The sequence below is a fragment of the Shewanella sp. SM32 genome, from assembly GCF_025654235.1.
In the GTDB taxonomy this organism is placed as follows: domain Bacteria; phylum Pseudomonadota; class Gammaproteobacteria; order Enterobacterales; family Shewanellaceae; genus Shewanella; species Shewanella oncorhynchi.
This window is the reverse complement of the sequence record NZ_JAKKRO010000017.1, coordinates 74323-89005: the sequence shown is the minus strand read 5'-3', so window position 1 is coordinate 89005 and position 14683 is coordinate 74323. Positions and strand designations below refer to the sequence as shown.

Annotated in this window: 19 protein-coding genes and 5 pseudogenes; 14 read left to right on the top strand and 10 right to left on the bottom strand. The window is 41.4% G+C overall.

Annotated features, from left to right (window positions below; translation table 11 throughout):
• Positions 1 to 169: transposase (locus L5M10_RS09470; protein ID WP_263238769.1), on the bottom strand; the 169-nt coding region annotated here is incomplete at its 3' end.
• Between the two features lie 478 nt (positions 170 to 647).
• Between L5M10_RS09470 and L5M10_RS09465 the strand changes: the two genes are divergently transcribed.
• From L5M10_RS09465 to L5M10_RS09425, 9 genes and pseudogenes are all read left to right on the top strand, one after another.
• On the top strand, positions 648 to 1010 hold the full coding sequence (locus tag L5M10_RS09465; protein ID WP_263172440.1) for a hypothetical protein: 363 nt from the start codon (positions 648 to 650) through the stop codon (positions 1008 to 1010).
• A gap of 207 nt (positions 1011 to 1217) precedes the next feature.
• The gene (locus L5M10_RS09460; protein ID WP_263255205.1) at positions 1218 to 1958 is read left to right on the top strand and encodes an endonuclease I family protein; all 741 of its coding nucleotides are present in this window, start codon (positions 1218 to 1220) and stop codon (positions 1956 to 1958) included.
• A gap of 120 nt (positions 1959 to 2078) precedes the next feature.
• Positions 2079 to 2195 (top strand): annotated as a pseudogene (locus tag L5M10_RS09455) (transposase family protein); the annotation flags it as partial.
• Positions 2196 to 2275: 80 nt separating this feature from the next.
• Positions 2276 to 2602: an IS66 family insertion sequence element accessory protein TnpA gene (tnpA, locus tag L5M10_RS09450; protein ID WP_263255204.1), complete on the top strand. Its 327-nt coding sequence runs from the start codon at positions 2276 to 2278 to the stop codon at positions 2600 to 2602.
• Positions 2599 to 2946 carry an IS66 family insertion sequence element accessory protein TnpB gene (gene tnpB / locus L5M10_RS09445; RefSeq protein ID WP_263255203.1) on the top strand — a complete coding sequence of 116 codons (348 nt, stop codon included), beginning with the start codon at positions 2599 to 2601 and terminating at the stop codon, positions 2944 to 2946. Before tnpA ends, tnpB (L5M10_RS09445) begins: the two co-directional genes overlap by 4 nt.
• Before the next feature lie 102 nt (positions 2947 to 3048).
• Positions 3049 to 3480: a group II intron maturase-specific domain-containing protein gene (locus tag L5M10_RS09440; protein ID WP_263255202.1), complete on the top strand. Its 432-nt coding sequence runs from the start codon at positions 3049 to 3051 to the stop codon at positions 3478 to 3480.
• 82 nt (positions 3481 to 3562) lie between these two features.
• A pseudogene (locus L5M10_RS09435) lies at positions 3563 to 3736 on the top strand (ISAs1 family transposase); the annotation flags it as partial.
• Between the two features lie 158 nt (positions 3737 to 3894).
• Positions 3895 to 4047, top strand: a complete 153-nt coding sequence (locus tag L5M10_RS09430; RefSeq protein WP_263255201.1) for an SAM-dependent methyltransferase — start codon at positions 3895 to 3897, stop codon at positions 4045 to 4047.
• 160 nt (positions 4048 to 4207) lie between these two features.
• On the top strand, positions 4208 to 5221 hold the full coding sequence (locus L5M10_RS09425) for a hypothetical protein (RefSeq protein ID WP_263255199.1): 1014 nt from the start codon (positions 4208 to 4210) through the stop codon (positions 5219 to 5221).
• A 123-nt stretch (positions 5222 to 5344) separates the two neighbouring features.
• Here L5M10_RS09425 and L5M10_RS09420 read toward each other — a convergent pair.
• From L5M10_RS09420 to tnpB (L5M10_RS09400), 5 genes and pseudogenes are all read right to left on the bottom strand, one after another.
• Positions 5345 to 5548, bottom strand: a pseudogene (locus tag L5M10_RS09420) (IS4 family transposase); the annotation flags it as partial.
• Positions 5549 to 5947: a hypothetical protein gene (locus L5M10_RS09415; RefSeq protein ID WP_263255198.1), complete on the bottom strand. Its 399-nt coding sequence runs from the start codon at positions 5945 to 5947 to the stop codon at positions 5549 to 5551. It abuts the pseudogene before it with no gap.
• A complete protein-coding gene (locus tag L5M10_RS09410; protein ID WP_263255197.1) occupies positions 5947 to 6714 on the bottom strand; it encodes a reverse transcriptase family protein in 768 nt (255 codons plus the stop codon). Before L5M10_RS09410 ends, L5M10_RS09415 begins: the two co-directional genes overlap by 1 nt.
• A 388-nt stretch (positions 6715 to 7102) precedes the next feature.
• Positions 7103 to 7210, bottom strand: a pseudogene (locus tag L5M10_RS09405) (IS30 family transposase); the annotation flags it as partial.
• Complete coding sequence (tnpB, locus tag L5M10_RS09400) at positions 7211 to 7498, bottom strand: IS66 family insertion sequence element accessory protein TnpB (RefSeq protein ID WP_411569341.1); 288 nt, start codon at positions 7496 to 7498, stop codon at positions 7211 to 7213.
• 100 nt (positions 7499 to 7598) lie between these two features.
• On the opposite strand from tnpB (L5M10_RS09400), the gene L5M10_RS09395 reads away from it, so the two are divergent.
• The 5 genes and pseudogenes from L5M10_RS09395 to L5M10_RS09375 all read left to right on the top strand — a co-directional run.
• On the top strand, positions 7599 to 7847 hold the full coding sequence (locus L5M10_RS09395; RefSeq protein ID WP_263255196.1) for a TatD family hydrolase: 249 nt from the start codon (positions 7599 to 7601) through the stop codon (positions 7845 to 7847).
• Between the two features lie 291 nt (positions 7848 to 8138).
• On the top strand, positions 8139 to 8933 hold the full coding sequence (locus L5M10_RS09390; protein ID WP_263255195.1) for a TIGR04255 family protein: 795 nt from the start codon (positions 8139 to 8141) through the stop codon (positions 8931 to 8933).
• Positions 8924 to 9565 carry a hypothetical protein gene (locus tag L5M10_RS09385; protein WP_263255194.1) on the top strand — a complete coding sequence of 214 codons (642 nt, stop codon included), beginning with the start codon at positions 8924 to 8926 and terminating at the stop codon, positions 9563 to 9565. The genes L5M10_RS09390 and L5M10_RS09385 overlap by 10 nt, the downstream gene beginning before the upstream one ends.
• Positions 9566 to 10426 (top strand): hypothetical protein, encoded by an 861-nt coding sequence (locus L5M10_RS09380; RefSeq protein WP_263255193.1) that lies wholly within the window; start codon positions 9566 to 9568, stop codon positions 10424 to 10426.
• A gap of 81 nt (positions 10427 to 10507) precedes the next feature.
• Positions 10508 to 10772 (top strand): annotated as a pseudogene (locus L5M10_RS09375) (transposase); the annotation flags it as partial.
• 33 nt (positions 10773 to 10805) lie between these two features.
• Here L5M10_RS09375 and L5M10_RS09370 read toward each other — a convergent pair.
• Genes L5M10_RS09370 through L5M10_RS09355 form a run of 4 tightly spaced genes read right to left on the bottom strand, consistent with a single transcriptional unit; the run spans position 10806 to position 14636 of the window.
• Positions 10806 to 12170 (bottom strand): TrkH family potassium uptake protein, encoded by a 1365-nt coding sequence (locus L5M10_RS09370; protein WP_263255192.1) that lies wholly within the window; start codon positions 12168 to 12170, stop codon positions 10806 to 10808.
• Between the two features lies 1 nt (position 12171).
• Positions 12172 to 12873: a potassium channel family protein gene (locus tag L5M10_RS09365; protein WP_105250904.1), complete on the bottom strand. Its 702-nt coding sequence runs from the start codon at positions 12871 to 12873 to the stop codon at positions 12172 to 12174.
• A gap of 32 nt (positions 12874 to 12905) precedes the next feature.
• Positions 12906 to 13589, bottom strand: a complete 684-nt coding sequence (locus tag L5M10_RS09360) for a response regulator transcription factor (protein ID WP_263180213.1) — start codon at positions 13587 to 13589, stop codon at positions 12906 to 12908.
• Positions 13590 to 14636, bottom strand: coding sequence for a PAS domain-containing sensor histidine kinase (locus tag L5M10_RS09355; RefSeq protein ID WP_263255191.1), 1047 nt, complete (start codon positions 14634 to 14636; stop codon positions 13590 to 13592).
• Positions 14637 to 14683 lie beyond the last annotated feature (47 nt).

The window sequence follows — 14683 nt, the reverse complement described above, 5'->3', positions numbered from 1 at the left end:
ATGTTTTACCTGGCACGGGGCGACCTTCTTTTCTGGCAATATCTCGCCAATGATACAAGGTTTGCACCGCGATGCCTTCTTCCCGAGCGACCTCTGCGACCGTTAAGTTGTGAGGAGGTAATAATTTTTTAAGGATCGCCTCTTTACGTTCTGGTGAATACCGAGCCATATCGTTCTCTTTTGCCGCACCCTGTCTTTAAACATAATGATTATTTAGGGGTGACAACAATCCTGACACAGGGGGAGTATAAGCATGATGATATTGTTGAGAGCCTTGAATCTATTGGGTTTGAAGTGCTAAACCCGAATCTACCAAACCACAAAACCGAAGAAAAATTAGGGGAGGCATAATATCAACCATAGATAATTGCCAAACATCCGCTTTGGGCCGTGCAGATCATGTATAACAAGCTCAAATACTCGGAACAATTTTTCACTTTGCTCCAATTGGTTCTGTGTTGCGGGCTCAACCCCATAGAAAATATTATCCAAAACTCATGAATTAGAGCTAGTGACCTAAATCACTTTTGCCCCAAAATGATTTTTGTGCCACATCAGCACTTTGCAAGTAATCCGCTAGTTGAACAAATTTTAGTAATGCTTCAAAGTGACCAAAGTAACGGTGGTAATTCAATTTTGGATAAATTATGACTCGTAGATACCTCACTATTGAAGAAGCGAATTCCGCGCTGCATCGCGGAAAATTAGTTGAGATATTCATCGGAGGGTTTACTCTCAATGATGAAAGGTGCATTCGTTGGGCTTCCTTTGCAAAGACGGAGAAAGGTATTAGCGGTAGTCTTTGGGAAGTTTATGACCAAGGTTCAGAAGATTACCTAGATATCTATACCTTTGACTCTCCAACAGGTGAGTACTATGAGCCGGTCAAAGTGGTACATTCTGAAAATATCGAGAATGCGACTAAAGAGTTGGGTATAAGTTCGCTCAATTTTGTAAACCAAGGCGTTGTTCAAGATGAATATGGTTCTTACCTTCTATCACACACATAACAAAGCCAAGCATCTTTGCGCGCTGGACCTCGCTGCGCTAGGCTGCTGTGGGCGGCATTAATCCATAGAAATATTAATCCCAAACCAATGGGTTAGAGTAAAAAATCTAACAAGGTTATGTCCAGAAGCAAGTTAAAGTATTTCACTGTTTGGAATAGATAGTTAGATCTGGCATTATCTCGCTACTATTTTATCAGATAAACCTTTATGACTATTACCAAAATAGCACTTCCTTTTACGCTTCTAGTTTTTAGCTTTGTAGCTGTTTCTGGAGGCAATATATCTAACGATTCATTCAATAATGCAAAAAAGATGCTCGAGCGGCAGGTGTATCAAGATCATCGAGTGACTGTCTACTGTGGTGCTAAATTTGACGCTAAAAAGAATATCGAAGCTCCAGAAGGCTTTGTTACTACTACTCATTTTAAAAGAGCTAAAAAGGTCGAATGGGAACATGTGGTTCCTGCCGAGAACTTTGGCCGTGCTTTTAGTGAATGGAGTAATGGACATAACGAGTGTGTTAATAGCAAAGGAAAGTCATTTAAGGGAAGAGAATGTGCTGAGAAGATGAATAAAGAGTATCGATACATGCAGGCCGATATGCACAATCTTTTCCCTGCAATTGGTGCTGTCAATGCGTTACGTAGTAACTACAACTTTACTATGCTGCCATCTGCGAAGTCTGATTTTGGAAGTTGCGACATGCGAATTGAGGATCGCAAGGTACAACCTCCTTTAGCCGCTCGTGGCGTTATCGCTCGAACATACATGTATATGGAACAGACTTATCCTAAATACAAAATGAGTAAACAACAAAGTCAATTAATGCAGGTTTGGGACAAACAAGATCCAGTTTCTCGATGGGAGTGTAAACGTTCTAAACGTATTGAAAAGCTTCAAGGTAATGCAAATAAGATTGTAGATAGTCGTTGTGAATCTATTCAATAACTAATCAACTGTTTAGTACCCCCGCAATGACGCAGGGCGGGATCATACTTTGTTAACAGTAGGGAACTTCTTCGTATCGGCATGATCTGATCGGGCATGTTATTCTACTGAGCCTAATCCATGTCCTTATTTGAACACTTGCAACTCATCGAAGACCCTCGCTCCCACATCAACCTAAACCATGATTTAGTTGATATTATTTTTCTCGTTTTAGCCGCTATCGCTTCAGGTTGTGATGTAAGCGTCTAGGCAAAGGCACATACCTTTCACCCAGCGACTGATTTATGTTGTTCCCAAGTTTTATTTGGAGACACATAATGAAAACCTTTCGTGATCAGCTACAGTGGCAAGAGCTCATTCTTGCGCAGCAACAAAGTGGCTTAAATATCAGCACTTATTGCCGTAAACACAAATTATCGACATCTAGCTTTTATGCTTACAAAAAGCGCTTTGCATCGACTGAGAGCGCGTTCGTGTGTGCCAACATTTCACAACGCAAAGTCACCGAGCATAAAGTGACCCAACTCGAACTCATGCAACCACAAACAACTATCGCGTTGGAGTTTGCTAATGCCAAGTTGCATTTACCTCACTCAACCTCGCCGAGTTTTCTCGCACAATTATTGCGAGAACTCGCCTCATGAAAATGTTTATCGAACCACCTGCCATTTATTTGCATCGTGATGCTGTGGATTTTCGTAAATCCATCGATGGCCTCGTGACCATTGTTGAAGCTGAATTAGCACATGATGCCTATACTGGCGCACTATTTGTGTTTTGTAATAAAGCCAAAAATAAGCTCAAATTGTTGTATTGGGATAAAACGGGGTTTGCTCTTTGGTATAAACGGCTAGAAAAGCAACGATTTAAATGGCCCAGTAAAGTTGACCATCAAGCTTACTGCTTAACTGAGCAGCAGCTTTCATGGTTGTTATCAGGCTTTGATGTTATTGGACATGAGTCACTACACTATCAGTCTTTTCGTTAAATCAATGCGATCTTTTTACAGTGAAGGATCGTTGACAGCAAACGTGACACAGATTAGTCGTTAACCCCTTATTCGGCTTGCCATTTCTGATAGACTGCAGGCATGAAAACCTTACCACATGAATTACCTGACGACCCCGCACAACTCAAGCTAATGCTGCTTGAGTTGCAGCAAGCACAAGGTACCTTTATCAGTTTTACACCTGCTGTAAGTAAAGATGCACAAAAGGGGATGATAAAGAAAATTAGGATGTTAGCTATTCGAAAGCGAGTAGACTTAAGTCTTGAACAAATAGCTAAGTGGATAAACCCCATGATAAATGGATGGATTAACTACTATGGCAGCTTCTGTCGTTCAGAGCTTTATCGTGTCTTCCGTCAGATAAACAAAGCGTTGATTTGGTGGGCAAGGCACAAATACAAAAAGCTACAACGACGTAAAACGAGAGCCGGTAAATTTATGGAGAAAATAGCCGACACTCACCGCCACCTATTTGCTCATTGGCGAATAGGAATGAGAGGAGCGATGGTTTAATGGGAGCGGTATGAGTCGAGAGGCTCACGTACCGTTCTGCGAGGGGCTGCAGGGGAGGTTCCTGCGGTCTACTCTACTCATCTTTAGGGAAGACAGTTCAAGGATTGGCGACCGTGAAAACGCGAAGAAGATGGCGCTATTTCGGCGTATTGTGCTGAACCTTTTAGAGCAGCATCCGCTAAAAGCCAGTAAACCAACCAAGATAAGAAAGGCTGCATGGAATGGTGATTTTAGGAGCGAGATTTTCTTTGGTTAAGTGATTTAACAAAGTTTAATCCCGCCCTGCGCAATGACGGCACAGAGAGCTCCAAACAGGTATGGGCTCAGATGTATTTGGGTGAATATAATGTGAGTTTCTCAATGAACTTGTCAAAACTGAAGGTCAAGGCGGTCGGGAGTCTTTCATAATCAGCATTGGTTCGATTAATTACCGAAATTATCGAGTCATATAGCGGTAAAGTATTCGACCCTGCTTGTGGCAGTGGTGGTATGTTCGTTAGTTCAGCTGACTTTGTCACAAGCCATAACCGATCCACAACAGGTTTAGCCGGTGCTAACTCATATTGATTATATTGAAAGTCAAATTCATAGAGAAATGACCAAAGATGCTGAAGAAAACATGTTTTGAGACTATTAAAGAGATTTAGGAGTACGAGATGAATATCGAGTTATGGGAAGGCTGTTTTTTTTGCCTGTTGTCTTTACTTGTTTTTAGTAAAGACAACATATGATGAACGATCCATTTATGCCGCAATCGGATGAGTCTTTTCATAGCTTTATTTATCGTATTTGCTTATTAAGAGGACTGCCTACAAGACATTTTTTCAATAAGGCTGGGCAGTGGCAAATGATAAATTACTTATCAAGTATTAGTCATCACTTCTTCAAATATGGCGACAAATTACTTCTTGATTTATTGAATCGCTCTGGTTACGTAAATAGAGAGACTCGACCATTCAGAGATCCGACTTCCTATTCTTTTGCCTTATTTGATTTTGTTCATGGGGTAAGGAAATCTTGCTATGGAGCGTCATACGGTAAGAGTTATAGTAATTCATTTAAGACTGTATCTTTTTGTAACATTTGTATTGAAAATAGTATTAAAAACATTGGCTTTGGTTATTTTAAAGCGAGGTGGCAAGTTGATTCTTGTTGTTCTATTCATGATTCATACTTATATACAATGGGTTATGGTGATACAGCTTTGACGGATACTAGGTTTCAACAAGCATTGAAGGGAGAAGTTCCAGATGGTGTAACTTTAGGTAAGGGCTATAAATATTTTGGGTATCGGCTATCAGACTATGCAGTTGAAAGCAATGATGAGGTTTTCGTTTCACCATGTATGCAAGTTTCGTTTAAGTCTTGGTTAACATCAAATATGCATGATTTTCCTATTGATGTACTTAAAGCTTTGCCATCATTAAGCGCTGAAACCTTAAATCAAGGAGCAAAAAGGCAAGCTGACTATTACCTTGAGATTCTACTTATTGCATTGATGAAGTCTAATTATGAGCCATTTCAAGAGTATCTGCGTTTGCAAGCCCAAAAAGTTGAAGTCAATTTTGGGGTAATCTCTAGGTCAGCATTAAGAAAGGATATTTATGTAGAAGCTTCATCTGACTGCCAACGTTGTAGTGAGTGGAGAACCTGTCCGGCTAATTTAGTTATTGAAATCCAGAAGAATGAAAAACCACTTTTTATTCAATGTATGAATAATTATCGACTCAAAAATAATTAATTTCACAAAATATGTCCCAATTTGAGTCGGGGAGGAGGTAATATAGTTTTTACTAGGGGGTTTGAAAGGATTCAAAGTGTCAGATGTGAAAATTGCTTGGGGGCTTGGCGCTGTAGGATCCCCTCATAATTCATAGCCCCAACAACCATGAGTTAATGAGAGTTGGGCTAGTTTCTTCGCAGCACAAAGTAAATCATCTGCTGATATGGGGTAGTCATGCCGTCGCCGCAGCAGTTCTTTGCCCATCCTGATTGTTGATAGCACATTCCTTTTTTTTACCGTGTTGGCTTGGAAGTGCCGCTGTAATTGCTGTGTTTCACCGTATAATCATGGGTGTCCGCACTCTTTGCGAAGTTTTTTAGCTAGGCTATCAAGTGAAGGGTTGTTACTAACTGTGAAGTTTAAACAGCTGCACAGTAATTCGTGATGAAGAGAGATGCCTTCAGCCTCACAATAACTGAAAATGTGCTTGCGAGAGTAACCGCCATTAGTCGGTGACAGAGAGGCTGTTATAAAATTTTTATTAAAAGAGAGAGCTAGAGTGATAGATAGTTGCGTGTACTCTAGCTTGCCTTCTGCAGTACGCTTAAAACCGGCCATTCTTAATAATTTCAATAAATTTTTTTGTGTTAGAAAGCTTTTTCCTTTAAATGCTTCTCTAATGTTTTCACTATCAAAATTGACTTCATCTCGGTAGAAATGTGGGGACTTATCAATTTGTGGCATTAAAGTTGTTCCTTAGGAAGCAAGCATTTTGCCCAGTTTGTAAGGCTAATCGCACTTTTATATTTGCCTTGATGCATGGCAGCCCTAATTCTTCGCTTTGTTTTTCTAGTTGCTGCAACGCCATATTCAGTAGTTGATATACCGTTGATGACAATATTTCCCCTACTTCTACGATGAAATCGTGTTTTGTGTTCATTTATGGCTAGTTCAAATTTTTTTGTCACCGCTGATACAGTCAGGTCTATAAGTGGTTTAAAGCTTACGTCATCAAAACTAATATTAATGTCATCAACATATCTAGTGTAAATTATTTTACTATTAAGGCTTTTCAGGAGTTTTACAATGGTTTCGTCAAAGTCAATCATGGCAATATTTGAAACTACAGGACTAGTGGTTAAACCTTGAGGTAGATGGTTGTCTACAAATAAAAAAGAGATGTCTCTTTGGCTTATGTAATTGCGAACATGAAAAGGTTTGATTGAAGAGAAAAAGTCTTTAAAGTCATAGCTTAAGGTGTAATCACATCCCACATGCTGAGTAGCATTCAAAGCGCAGTTGTACTTTTTCCTGAAGCCATATGAAACATTGGCCTTTATTCTTTCTAAATACAAAAGCTCAAGCTCAATTCGTATTGGTACTAGCCATTTCTTGGTAGTTTCATCTGCAATAAACAAGTCTCTTTTTTTTCCAGCAGTCTTCTTTGTAATTCTGTAGAGGCTGCAACTGCGGTCAAAATCAACATATAAATATTGATTGGTATTCTCCACATGTCTCCACCCATTCTGAAGGTTTTCCATAAATGATATATACCAAAAGAGATGTTAGGTAAAAGGTAGAGCCCAATGAGCTCTACCTTTTGTTGCACGCTCTATCCGCTACGTAGTAGCAAAAAGATACTATTATGAAACCTTTAACGCAGCGGACGAAACATCTCGCGACTGGGTTATCAAGAAGCTGCTACTTTCATGCTACTACACTTATTAGCCTTATGTATAGTGCAATGGATCCATGAGGTCAGACTCAGTTTTTTGTATTCTCTTGCAAGATAATCACGATTAAACCAGAAATCCGGCCATCCTTTATAAAACAACAACATAATGCACTTTATGTCAGGGTTCAAGCCCGAATTCAACTCCGAAGTGCGACACTCGACAATTAAGCAGCTAATTGGTGAAACACCACCGCAGGCTGCTTAAACTTCAAACACTTTTTAGGTCGATAGTTAATTCTATTCTGAGCAAATTCGATTAATTCATTACTCACTCATACACTGGACCTTAAGCAAGACTTACATAAATCCCGTCTAAGGATACCTGGCCACTTAAAGGTATTTTGCTCGAGTCGTTTGTAATGTAACCAGAAGCCATTACTGGCCCACTGCAAAATCTTCAACTTATTACGTTGGCGGTTACAGAAGACAAACAGGTGCTCATTGCTGGGCTCTTGGTGCAGGCTGTAAGCAACAATGTTACTCAAGCCATCGATAGATTTAAGCATATCGGTGGTGCCGCAGATCAACGTGACATCGAGCCGGGTGCTATTGCCAAACATATTGTTCTCCAATCAAGTTAGATAAACAATGATGCCGGCTGACGGCCAAGTGATGAAGGTGTGCTTCGGTGGACGCTTACGTAGATAAGCGGTTGAGCTGGTGTGTTTTTTCTCTGTTGGACCAGCCATGATTCACTCGAATAGAGCAAAGAAAGTTATATCATGGTTACCAAAAGAAAGAGTGTTATTAGAGACTGATGGCCCATTCGCTAAGGTCGATGGGAAAATTCAGTATCCTTCCAATGTTATTGAAGTTATGAATTACTTAGCAACTAATTGGGAGGTATCAAATCATAGCGTTTCTAATCAACTCAGAAGTAACCTTAGAAGACTGTTAACAAATAGTTGAGCCCGTATATTTTTACGGGCAAACTTTATTGTCTCATTTTCCTCTTACGGGCCAACTCTATTGTCGCTGCACAAGTGATCTAAAACTCTGCGATTGCTCTTTGCCAGAGTTTAATTACTAATTAAATATCAGTTAGTTATTCAAATAATTGATATTTGAGAAATAGTTATGATTTTTATGGGTTTAATGTGTAAAAACGTGTGTAATTTTGTGCCGCTTAGGGTAAAGTGTACCTACAATTAAGCTACTCCTATGAAATGCTTACTGTAGTATTGGTAGGGTTGGGATTTTATGAGCGAATTTAATAAGTTAAACAATGGTCCTCTAGTCTGCGTACTAATGGAGGTTAGATTTTCATCTGTACTAAACTTAGATGGTTACCTTGCTAAAATTCAAGACAAAGTGCGTCATGACTACCCTCGCTTTGAAAGAGAGGCTGAGCAGTCTATAAACGTAGCATCTTCCGGTATTACTATAGAGAATACTAATAAGTATGTTTTCACTACGAAAGACAAACAGAGCACATTTCAGTTAACACCAAATCGGCTAGTTTTTGTAACCAAAAACTATGATCGATTTGAAGGATTTTCAGCTCGATGTGAGAATTTACTGTCTATTATTACCGAAACAATCAATCCAACTCTTTGTTCTAGGCTTGGATTGCGTTTTTCTGACTGTATTAAATCTCCTAGCGCCAATAGTGACAAAGAACTTCAACAGCTTTTTAACTCTGATTCATTGTTTTTTTCATCTGAACTTTCATCACTTGGCTTAAAGTTATCAAATAAAACAGAGACCGTACTAAAAATTAACGATTCTTTATTAGCTGTTCGTAGCGTTACTGGTGTGACAAATTTGACTGCTTTTGAAGATTTGATGCAACTTAAGCAAATTGAAGTTCGACCCGATGCTGATCCAAGCTTGCGAGTACTTTTGGACTTTGATCACTTCTGGCAAGATGAAGAAAATCCAAAAGATTTTAATGTTAATGAAATAGTTTCATCTTTGAATATGCTCCATGATACATCACGTCAAGCATTTTGGAATATAACATCTCAGTATGCTAGGGAGAATATATGGGCGTAGCACAAATTGATAATGGTTATGCGGCGTTTGACGCTCAAGTTATAAATCGCAGTATATTGACTGAACGAGTATCTAGGACTTTTATTTCTGAATCTGGCGGGATCACTTCTCTTCCTGAAGTGTTCCAAACTGTTCAGTCAATTAGTTTATCTGGTGATTTGGATTATGTTTGGGAGTACGTATCAACTAATTCAACTGGTGGCGTGTTAGTCAAAGGTATTGCTGAAACTAAATTCCATACTCAAGCTGCTAGTACTCCTTGTGGAGCAACAATCATTGATTTTGGCTCTAAACTAAATTTTGTCAAAGATACATTTGCACTAACAAACGAGCAATTATCCGATGTTTTGAGGTCTGGCAGAAAATCAGTTCACAATTGGATGAATAACTTAAATCGACCAAATAAGACCAAGGCCAAGAGAATTCTTACTCTAGATAACCTTGCTAACTTATGGGGCGACAGAGGCTATTCCGTTGATAGAGATATTTTACTCGCTCAGAGTCAAAGTGGGAATTCGTTACTTGAGATATTGGCCCAGGAAGATTTAGATAAAGATCTGGTATTGTTCCATGGTGCCTCATTGTACCTAGAACAAGGTAGTTATCTTGAGTTAGAGGATCCATTTGCATAAATGAGTTTATCTATTGGAAAGCAGTTAGAAGCAAGGGGATGGTTACAAGGTTCGATCATCGATAAAGAGCATTGTCGAACATTGCTGGAACACGCAACTTTAATTGATGTTGACCTTGACCATCTACTTTCTAAGGACTTCGTTCTTATCGTAGCTACACAGTCCTGTAATCTTGCCAACGATAATGTAAACACTGCACAATTGATAATTGCTTATCATATTGATAAAAGGGATGGCAGCAAAGAATTCAACAAACACCCTCGTGAGCTTGATTCATTCTATATTCGTTTTTCAGACAAAAATGGAGAACACCTTCATATAGAACAAAGCTTTAGAGTGAATATTCTTGAAAAGGTGTTTATATCAAAAGAGCTACTTTTAAATGTTAGTCTCAACGACAACATTGTTTTTGGCGAGTACAATAAGAGCAGTTTTGTTGATTGGCTTGGAGCGCACTACACTAAGCCTGCCTTGCCCACAAAATTTAATGAGTTGGTCGATGCTTCAAAGAAAAATTTAGGCGCTAAAAAAGCACGCAAAAAGGAAAAAGCTCTAACAACTGTTTTCCTTGGCATCTATGTCAATATATATCCAAACAGAGATATTGAAGAAAATGAGAGATATAAGGTTAACCTTCTTGGACTGGTTAGCCCAAAGGAAGATCTTACTAGTGCTAAAGAGAGTCTCGATAGTTACGTAGAGGTTCTAATTGCAGCAGATATGGATGTAAATGCTGTAGCTGCACATTCAACAAGAATTTCAGTTGCTGTTTTGCAAGACTATAAACGTTTCTACTTGGATGAACTATCTTATGGTTCAGAACAAACTCCCCCACCAGACGTTGCACCAGGAATTTATTAATACTAACAAAACTAGACGCCCATTCTTAATTGTGCGGTAGTTAACCTCCGACTTTGCTTTGGTTAAGCATTAAACAAGGAAATTTGTGCGCCGCGCCCTCGCCAAACTCAGATAAGTCTTGAACTCTCGCTTTAACATAAGTCCCTATTACCTTTGCTGTGACCGTGTGGTTCGGTGTGCCTTTTTATGTAGTGATGGTACCTATTCGGGTAAAAACTATGACCACCGTCGTGCTTGGGTAGAGTCATTATTATTTGAACTTGAAGCGGTTTTTGTCGCGACCTTTGCCGTGATTTCCAATCATCTGCATCTAGAGCTGTGGTTGTACATCAAGACCGCTGACCGTGAAGAACTTTAGTGTATCACCCACCAATCAATCTTACCCAATCGCCAGTTTGGTTTCTGCATAGCGCAGTTTCTTGGTCCTTGGGCTGGCGAGGAAGTAGGCGAGTACGAGTGGGCCGAGGCGACCCATGAACATTATAAAAATGATGATGGCTTGGCCTAGGGTGGTTAAGTTGCCTGTTAAACCTCGGGACAAACCGACTGTGCCCAGTGCTGATACTGCCTCAAAGACGATATCAATTAACGGTGCGTTTTCACTTAATACCAGTGCGAAGATGGCTAGCCAAGTGACACCAATGGAGATCATGGTTAGTGCCAAGGCTTTGCTGACAGTGTCTTTGGAGATCTCGCGCTTAAATACATAAATAGCTTCATCGCGGCGTAAATAGCCATAAGTTGCCAAGATGAGCACCATAAAGGTGACGACTTTAATACCGCTGGCGGTACTTAATGAGCCGCCGCCAATAAACATCAATACCAGCATTAGTAGCGTTGTACCATCTTCGAGTTGGTCAATTGCTAGTGTATTAAAGCCTGCGGTGCGAGGTGTCACGGCTTGAAACCATGATGCTAACCATTTACCGAGTTCGCTTAAGGGCGCCAAGGTATTGGGGTTGTTGTACTCAATAAAGTAAATCGCAATCACGGCGACGGCGTTGATAATCATAGTGCCTGTGATCATCATGCGGCTGTAAACGCTGAGTTTTGACCAACGCTTGTTCCTACGCAGATCTATCCACACCGAGAATCCAAGGCCACCTATGATGAGCAGGCCCGTGATGGTGAGATTAATGACAGGATCGGCAACATAGGGCATTAGGCTGTCGGCACTGAGGGCAAAACCTGCGTTGTTAAAGGCGCTGATGGTGTAGAAAAAACCGTGGAATAAGCTGGTTTGCCAACCAAGTTCCTGACTCCAGTACACGGAAAGAATGGCCATGCCTACGGCTTCAACCAGTAAGGAAAACACTAACACTGATTTTGCCGTTGACACTAGAGTCGATGTATCTGTTTGATTAAAAGCCTCTTTTGCGACTGTTTGGTGTAAAAAACCAATTCTACCGCCAATGGCGATCAAGGTGACAATGGCGAAGGTCATCAGCCCAAGTCCACCGCATTGAATTAACAGCGCTATGACGATTTGCCCAAAGGGCGTAAAGACAGTGCCAGTATCGACAACAACCAGCCCTGTCACTGTTACCGCCGAGGTGGCCGTGAACAGACTTTGTAGCCACGTAATAGACGATTCGGTTGCTATGGGCAGTTTGAGTAAGCAAGTGCCTAAGATGATCAACAATGCAAAGCTCACGCTTAGGATAAAGGGCGGTGCGCCTAACAGCTTTTTACTCGATTTGGGTTTATGCTCAATCGCCATGATGGAGGGATGCCATTGAACCAAGTTACACCAACCTTGGCGCTAGGTATTTGAGCTCAGTACGGCTACCGCAGAGCAGTAAGGCGTCATTCGTTTGCAGGATAAATTGACTATCAATTTTGCTGAAAACCGTCAGATCCCGCTTAACCATAATGGCGGCGACTTTGCCTTTAGGATTGCGTATCACATTGCTTTTTGCATCATCTTTAACATCATCCTGTGCAGCGCCGAGTAGTTGGCTGACAGTAGTTTGATCAAGGTGAGGCTTGATATGGATTTCGACCACATAGAGACCATCACCAATTGGCAGGAAATTGTTCACCATAGGATAGTTGAGTGACTGGGCGACACGTATGCCCATTTCTTCCTCTGGATGTATGATGCGGGCGACGCCGAGTTTAGAGACGATAGTGTGATGGGCTTTAGTGCTGGCCTTGACCCAAATGACTTCTACGCCTAGATTCTTGAGCGCCAAGGTGCACAGCAAACTCGATTGCATATCTTCGCCAATTGCGACCAGTACGGCTTCACTGTTTGCGAGGTCTAGCTCACGTAGTGCGGCTTCGTCGGAACAATCACAAATAACCGCTTCGGTTAAGTCTTCTACGTATTTCTCCACCATTTTAGGGTCACTATCCACGCCAGTGACCGTGTGGCCTAAGTGGATCAATTCTAGGCTAGCGGCGACACCAAATCGCCCTAAGCCAATAACGGTAAAATGTGCCATTAAAATATCCTTTTCTAATTTATAACAGATGCTTATCTATTGTTTGTTAAGCGATAACCTAGGCCCGCTTCTGTCTTAATGAGCTGTTGCTCGCTGCTGTCATTGAGTTTTTTACGTAACTGACTGACTAAAATCCGCAGATAATGACTGTCTTCTTGATGGGTTTTACCCCAAATATCCCGCAGTAATTCAGTTTGTTTAACGAGCTGACCAGGGTGAGACATTAAGGTCTCCATCAGGGCAAACTCCTTTTTGGTTAAGGCGATTTCTTGTTGATCGAGCCAAAGCTGGTGGGTACTTTTTTGCAACTTAAGTGCGCCAAACTGCAGTAAATCATTTAATGGCGGTTCATCGACTAAGTCGCGGACTAAAACCTTGATGCGAGCGATTAACTCCCTAATCCCAAATGGCTTGCTGAGATAGTCATTGGCGCCAGCTTCCAAAAGACGAATTTTTTCTTCCTCTTGATCGCGGGCGGTTAAGATAAGCACAGGCACTTTGTCACTCTGACGTAGGGTTTGCAGCAAGCTGATGCCATCACCATCGGGTAGGCCAAGATCGAGCACTAACACGTGTGGCTGCTGCGCATGATATTGCGCTAGGGCTGACGCAATCGAGGCGGCGCCATGATATTCGAATCCTTCCGCTTCTAACGATATCCGCATAAAAGTGTGGATTTGCGCTTCGTCATCGACGACCAGCACCTTATAAGCCATTTATTCCTCTCCCTTTTTTATCGGCAATGCGATACGAATAAGGCTGCCATGAGCGACAGGTTCGGCGCTGATCTGGCCACCATGGGCGGTAATTATGCCCTTAGCAACAGCAAGCCCAAGGCCCGAGCCGCTATCGGTTGAGGGATGCTGGCGATAAAAGAGCTCAAAAATTGCCTGCGCCTGAGCGGGTTCTATGCCAAGACCCTCATCTTGGATATCTAACAGTAACGCATCGCCCTGCTGATACGCCTTTACTATGACTTGCTTATCAGAAGGCGAATAGCGCAGCGCATTATCCAATACATTAAAAATAGCTTGCTCAATCAATGAGCTGCATATCATCAGTGACGGTAGATCGGCCTCACTCTTGATGATAATGCGCGGCTGCGTGGCTGGAAAACGGGCAATAGCTTGGTGCAATACATTCATTATGGCGTCTTCACTCAAGCTAAACTTGAGTGCGCCGTGTTGTAACTTAGTGGCCTGTAATAGGTTTTCGATATATTGGTGCAGGCGATGGCTTTCGGCTGCTGCGCTATCAATCAACTCATCCTTTTGGTCTGGGCTGAGCTTAGGCATGTATTCTTTTAAGGTGGTGAGCGTGCCTATGATAGTGGCGAGTGGGGTGCGTAAATCGTGGGAAACCGACAGCAAAATACTGTTGCGTAACTGAGCTTGTTCGAGAGCATCTTGCTGACGGCGATAGTGTTCGGCTAATTTGCTGGTGGTGAGGGCGACAAGCAGAAACACACTGAGATTGAGAATGTCCTCAAGATTAAACATCTGTAGTGAATAACGTGGTGTGGTAAATAGAAAATTAAAGCTGGTCGCCTCAAATACTGCTGCAAAATAGGCCAAGTTGGCGTTGCATTGTAGGGCTACGGCCACTACGGCCAATTGTAAAATCAGCAGTACGGCGATAGTCGAGTTTGAAAAGTGATCGATAAAGGCGCTGCAGAAAATGGCCGTTACTAGCACTATGAAGGTAAATAAAGTCGGGTGCGAACGCCAGTATTGTGTCATGGGAGCCGCTATGGATGAAGTCATGAATAGAAAAACGCATATAAAGAAAGTGCCTGTACTTTAGCAAAGGC

Bases quoted from the DNA above. Each gene is read 5' to 3' on its own strand.
- L5M10_RS09465 (WP_263172440.1), top strand. From the start codon at position 648: ATGACTCGTAGATACCTCACTATTGAAGAAGCGAATTCCGCGCTGCAT.
- L5M10_RS09460 (WP_263255205.1), top strand. From the start codon at position 1,218: ATGACTATTACCAAAATAGCACTTCCTTTTACGCTTCTAGTTTTTAGC.
- tnpA (WP_263255204.1), top strand. From the start codon at position 2,276: ATGAAAACCTTTCGTGATCAGCTACAGTGGCAAGAGCTCATTCTTGCG.
- tnpB (WP_263255203.1), top strand. From the start codon at position 2,599: ATGAAAATGTTTATCGAACCACCTGCCATTTATTTGCATCGTGATGCT.
- L5M10_RS09440 (WP_263255202.1), top strand. From the start codon at position 3,049: ATGAAAACCTTACCACATGAATTACCTGACGACCCCGCACAACTCAAG.
- L5M10_RS09425 (WP_263255199.1), top strand. From the start codon at position 4,208: ATGATGAACGATCCATTTATGCCGCAATCGGATGAGTCTTTTCATAGC.
- L5M10_RS09415 (WP_263255198.1), bottom strand. From the start codon at position 5,947: ATGCCACAAATTGATAAGTCCCCACATTTCTACCGAGATGAAGTCAAT.
- tnpB (WP_411569341.1), bottom strand. From the start codon at position 7,498: ATGTTTGGCAATAGCACCCGGCTCGATGTCACGTTGATCTGCGGCACC.
- L5M10_RS09390 (WP_263255195.1), top strand. From the start codon at position 8,139: ATGAGCGAATTTAATAAGTTAAACAATGGTCCTCTAGTCTGCGTACTA.
- L5M10_RS09385 (WP_263255194.1), top strand. From the start codon at position 8,924: ATGGGCGTAGCACAAATTGATAATGGTTATGCGGCGTTTGACGCTCAA.
- L5M10_RS09380 (WP_263255193.1), top strand. From the start codon at position 9,566: ATGAGTTTATCTATTGGAAAGCAGTTAGAAGCAAGGGGATGGTTACAA.
- L5M10_RS09365 (WP_105250904.1), bottom strand. From the start codon at position 12,873: ATGGCACATTTTACCGTTATTGGCTTAGGGCGATTTGGTGTCGCCGCT.
- L5M10_RS09360 (WP_263180213.1), bottom strand. From the start codon at position 13,589: ATGGCTTATAAGGTGCTGGTCGTCGATGACGAAGCGCAAATCCACACT.
- L5M10_RS09355 (WP_263255191.1), bottom strand. From the start codon at position 14,636: ATGACTTCATCCATAGCGGCTCCCATGACACAATACTGGCGTTCGCAC.